Raw genomic sequence first — 4,849 nt, 5'->3', positions numbered from 1 at the left:
GTATAGTTCTTCGTTCACAAAACTGACCGGAATGGTACATTCCACTTTTACCGGTTTGCCGTTCTGCATGCCCGGTTTCCACTGAGGCGATTCTGAGATTACCCGGATGGCCAATGAATCAAGCACGGGATCAAGGGATCTTCTTACCCATATCTGTTCAGGAAATCCGTTTTCATTGATTGTGAAATTCACATAAACATCACCATTTACAAATGCATCAGGGCGGGGTGTATGCTGTTCAATGAATTTTTGAAAACCCATTTGTCCCCCGGGAAATGCCGGAAGTTGTTCATCGGGTATATAAACCTTTCCTTCTGCATCCTTTAATGATGCAATATTGTTGGCATCAGGGATTTCTTCATATTTTAGATAGATAACCTTTCTGGAAAGAGCTACATTCCATGTTTTGTCCTTGTTAACTATAACCTGTATTGGTTCGTAGCCGGTATAGGAAACTGTAAGTTCAGAACCAGCCGGTATTCTGATTTCATATATCCCCGAGGTATCTGCCGAAGTTCCGATATGGGTTCCTTTTACATAAACATTGGCTCCTGCCAGAGGTTGTCCTGTGCTATTGTCTGTTATCTTGCCTGAAATAAAAATATTGTTTTCATGATCTTGTGCCAGGGCAGTGAAGGAAATAAAAAAAATAGCCAGATAAACAGAAATAAATGTTCTCATACAGTAAAGATTTTTATGGGTCTTTGGGTTAAATACTAATACGAATTTAGAAAAAAACATCAGAAATTAAAATTCTTCCTTCCTGGTTAAATCCTTATTTTGACCTTCCTGCAAAGAAACAATCCGGAAACCTGAAGAGGCGGAATTATTGATTACATATCATAATGCCCCCCCTTCAGGGTTATAATGATTTCTGTTTCTGCCATTTTCTGTAATAATTCCATCCTGTCGGGATTGGATCAGAATCATATTACCCTTATTTGTCCATTAAAGCATACTTATAGGGTATTTGTCATGAACAAATCAGGGGAAACAAATCATTTTTGTTGGAATATCACAGGGAAAGTGAACTGAACCGCAACATTTTTCCCTTTTTGTTTTCCGGGAGTCCATTGAGGGGATGAAGATACAACACGCAAACATTCTTCATCCAGAAGAGGATGAACGCCACGGACTATTTTTACATCCCTGACATTTCCATCTGAACCAACAACAAAACTAACAAAAACTTTGCCGGTAATGTTTTGTTTTTTTGCTTCCTCAGGGTAACGAAGATTTTCGGCTATATATTGCCGGAAATTATCGGGATTACCCCCGTTAAATTTGGGCATTTCTTCCACAACAAGAAAGGTGCTGTCATCTTCGGCAAGTGAAAATTTAACCGGTATGGTAAACCCTACTTTTACCGGTTTTCCATCGTTAGTACCGGGTTTCCACTGCGGCGATTCTGAAATAACACGAACCGCTTCGGCATCGAGTTCAGGATCGGCTGATTGGATAACTTTTACCTGTTCTGTAAACCCTTTTTCATTGACAACAAACGAAACGAGAACGTCTCCCTGTGCTTTTCTGTCCTTAGCCGAGGCAGGATATACCAGGTGCTGGTTAATGTAGTTCCGGAATCCTTCCAATCCGCCTGGAAAAGCCGGCATCTCCTCAACAGCGTAAAAAGTGCCGCCTTCTGTTTTCACCGGGGGAGTATTTACTTCGTTTGCATCGGAGATTTTCTGGTGTTCAAGGTCTATGAATTCTGTCTCGAGGCCAATATCCACGGTGGTGCTTATGTTTATCTCAACGAATGCTGTTGCGTATCCGACATACGACACAACCAGTGTTGAACCTTTCTGAGCATTTACGGAATACCGGCCCTGCTGATCAGCAACGGTGCCGACAGTTGTCCCCTTGATTATAATATGGGCACCGGCAAGCGGCTGCTCTGTATTCTTATCATAAACTTTTCCTCTTACGGTGATGTTTTTTTGTTGTTCCTGTGCCCAGGCCGAAAGAGAGATGGCAAGCGCGACAAGCGGTATCAGAACCAATGCCTTCAGGTGCGCCATTTCCGATGTTCTTTTACACGTCATCATGGTAATTCTTTTTTTAAGGTTTACACAATTGAATGGATGGACTATTTGAAATACCGGTATTCCTAATGTTTGGTTTACCAGAATGGCCTGGTATTCAGCAGGTGTTCCCCCTGCGGCAATGGCCTCCCGGTCGGCAAGATACTCATGAACTTCTCTGAGCGCTGAACGGTATAACCATACAAAGGGATTGAACCACTGAAGAATGGTTATTGTCTCCATCAGAAGCAGATCGAAACTGTGACCCTGCCGGAAATGAGCCATTTCATGAGCCAGAATGCCTGCCTTTTCTTTCGGTGTTTCCGGGAAAAAAGATGCGTTAAGGAATATGAAATGAAAAAACGAAAAATGAGGCCAGTTTGATGAATGATAGATAATGCGGTAAATTCCATTTCTTTCACAGGAAGATACAATGATGAGTCTGATAATTTTCAGTAATTGAAAAACAAGCCGAAGGAACAGCAAAACAATCCCTGAAAAATACAGCAACTTAAGAAAGAATACCGGGGATAAGGTTCTTGTTCCTGCCTCATTGGTGGCAGGGGACGATAGAACGGACGGCCCGCTTATCAGAACAGGCAAACCGGCTTCAGCGCGCGAGGTGTAAATGCCGTTAAGACCAGGTAATTCCATCGAAAGAGGAAGGATGGGCAGTAATAGTGCAAGAAAAAGACCCGAGAGCAGATAAATCCGGTTTCTCATCAGAAAAGTGTCCCGGCTGAAAGCAGAAATATACACCAGGTAAAACATCCCCAGAATCAGGCAGGACGAAAACAGATAGGCTGTCATGACCGTTGTCTTTTTGGTGTGGTTTTTTTCAGTTCATTTTCCGTGGCCTTTAATATTTCCTCCAGATCCCTGGTCGTAAGGTTATTTTCTCTTGCAAAAAATGCAGCCAGCTGAGGAAACGAATTGTCAAAATAATTTTTCAGGAAGTTTCCAAGGTGAAACCGGGCATATTCTTCGCGGGTTACTGTTGGATAGTATTCATGCGTATTGCCGTAGGCTTTGTGCGATACGAATCCCTTCTTTTCCAGAATGCGGACAATGGTTGATACCGTATTGTAGGCCGGCTTCGGCTCAGGCAGTTCCTGCAAAATATCCTTTACAAGGCCTTTCTCAAGCCGCCATAATATCTGCATTACCTGTTCTTCTGCTTTTGTGAGTCTTTTCATGACACTTTGTTTTAAATGCCACAACAAATATATAACTAAAAATTTAGTTAAGCAACTAATTATTTAGGAAAATAAAAAAATTTTTTAATTAATTGTAAAACAGTTTGTTATATTTTATTCTTTGCTTGGTACTTTTGTATTCACATTGACCGTCTTTTGAAAGGTTCACAAAATCGTTCGGATTTTAGCTACTTTTACTGCTGGTGAAAAGTACTTACATAACAAGAACGCAGATATGGTTCGTATCATTATCTCAGGTATTCTCCTGGGAATATTTTTTGGGGCATCCTCACAGGAAGTCAAACCGGTTGCGGTATTGTCAAAGCATGCAGGTGCCGTAACGTCGCTGGCCTGGAGTCCTGACGGGGCATTGCTGGTAAGCGGCTCGGAAGACAAAACGGCTGTTATATGGAAAAAAGACAGCTGGGAGCCGGCAGCCGTGCTGAGCGGGGCGCATGTCAGAAGCATTATGTCTCTGGTTTTTTCATCCGACGGTCAGAAAATCTATACCGGAGGCGACCGAAGCATTGTTGCATGGAATACTGACGGAACGAAGGATAAAACAATCGGCACTACAGTTGTTGACATCTGGAGCCTCAGCCTTGCTCCGGGAGGGAAATACCTTGCCGCCGGCACCTTCGAAAAGAAAGTGCATATTTATGATCTGGTAACAGGGGCTCATATCCGTACGCTTGACGGACACGAAAAAAGCGTGCTGGCGGTAGCCTGGCTGGATGAAAACCGCCTGGTCAGCGGATCACTCGACGAAACCGTCAGAATATGGGATGTTCCTACCGGACGGATTTTGCAGACTCTTACCGGCCATGGAGGAAATATTTATTCCATTGCTGTGCATCCGGCAACGGGACTGTTCGTTACAGCTTCCCGCGATAATTCCGTACGCCTGTGGCAGGCGGGGAAGGAAAAAAGCATCCGTACATTCATCGGGCATGATCAGGCGGTGATGTCGGTTTCCCTTTCTCCCGATGCCAGATGGATGCTGACCGGAAGCTATGACAACACCGTCATCCTTTGGGAAACCGCCACAGCAAACAAAATATATACGTTTACCGGATTTGAAAAGGGAGTCAATGCCGTAGCCTTCAACCCCGGCGCCGGTTTATTTGCCGTTGGTTCAGGCGATGGAAAGGTGAGGGTATTTGAAGTGAGTAAAAACCTTTTTGTTGATTATTATTTTGGTTCAGAGGTCGAAAAGGAATTGTCGGCTATGCCTGAATTTGCGCCCAGAGGAAAGGAGGAATCAAAACAGGATTACAAAAACCGGCAGGCAAAGGCCGAAGAAGCGAAACAGCAGGTTTACGACCGGTACTACTTAAAATATCTTGAGATTTTGAAACAACAGGACCCTGCCCGCGAAAAGTAAGGACGATGAACAGCCTTTTGCCTGTTGTGAAGGTTGCAGGAACTGATGCAATGGGCTGTTGCTTCATACCTTCTGCCTGCTTACAGAAGCCAATAAATGAATATTCCTAATGGCCTCCGGCGAAAAGCGAACGCTTCCACCTGTTACCTGAACCTGATCCTCTTATTCTGCTTTCCCCGCACTCCGGATGATTTGTCATCCATTCCGCGGGCACGCCAGATCATTATGGCTCCTGCAATGATGGG

General features: G+C 43.8%; 4 protein-coding genes. 1 reads left to right on the top strand and 3 read right to left on the bottom strand.

Annotated elements, in window-relative coordinates:
* From GX419_01345 to GX419_01335, 3 genes are all read right to left on the bottom strand, one after another.
* Positions 1-681: hypothetical protein (locus tag GX419_01345; GenBank protein ID NLI23336.1), on the bottom strand; the 681-nt coding region annotated here is incomplete at its 3' end.
* A 317-nt stretch (positions 682-998) separates the two neighbouring features.
* Positions 999-2,834 (bottom strand): TonB family protein, encoded by a 1,836-nt coding sequence (locus tag GX419_01340; protein ID NLI23335.1) that lies wholly within the window; start codon positions 2,832-2,834, stop codon positions 999-1,001.
* A complete protein-coding gene (locus tag GX419_01335; GenBank protein ID NLI23334.1) occupies positions 2,831-3,220 on the bottom strand; it encodes a BlaI/MecI/CopY family transcriptional regulator in 390 nt (129 codons plus the stop codon). Before GX419_01335 ends, GX419_01340 begins: the two co-directional genes overlap by 4 nt.
* Positions 3,221-3,455: 235 nt before the next feature.
* On the opposite strand from GX419_01335, the gene GX419_01330 reads away from it, so the two are divergent.
* Positions 3,456-4,604, top strand: coding sequence for a WD40 repeat domain-containing protein (locus tag GX419_01330; protein ID NLI23333.1), 1,149 nt, complete (start codon positions 3,456-3,458; stop codon positions 4,602-4,604).
* The last annotated feature ends 245 nt before the right edge of the window (positions 4,605-4,849 follow it).

This window comes from Bacteroidales bacterium (genome assembly GCA_012517825.1).
GTDB lineage: Bacteria > Bacteroidota > Bacteroidia > Bacteroidales > JAAYUG01 > JAAYUG01.
The sequence above is the reverse complement of the archived record's forward strand: the minus strand, read 5'-3'. Positions and strand labels throughout refer to the sequence as shown.

What these genes read in the sequence shown, in the direction of transcription:
- GX419_01335 (NLI23334.1), bottom strand. Translation starts at nt 3,220, where the DNA reads ATGAAAAGACTCACAAAAGCAGAAGAACAGGTAATGCAGATATTATGG.
- GX419_01330 (NLI23333.1), top strand. Translation starts at nt 3,456, where the DNA reads ATGGTTCGTATCATTATCTCAGGTATTCTCCTGGGAATATTTTTTGGG.
- GX419_01340 (NLI23335.1), bottom strand. Translation starts at nt 2,834, where the DNA reads ATGACAGCCTATCTGTTTTCGTCCTGCCTGATTCTGGGGATGTTTTAC.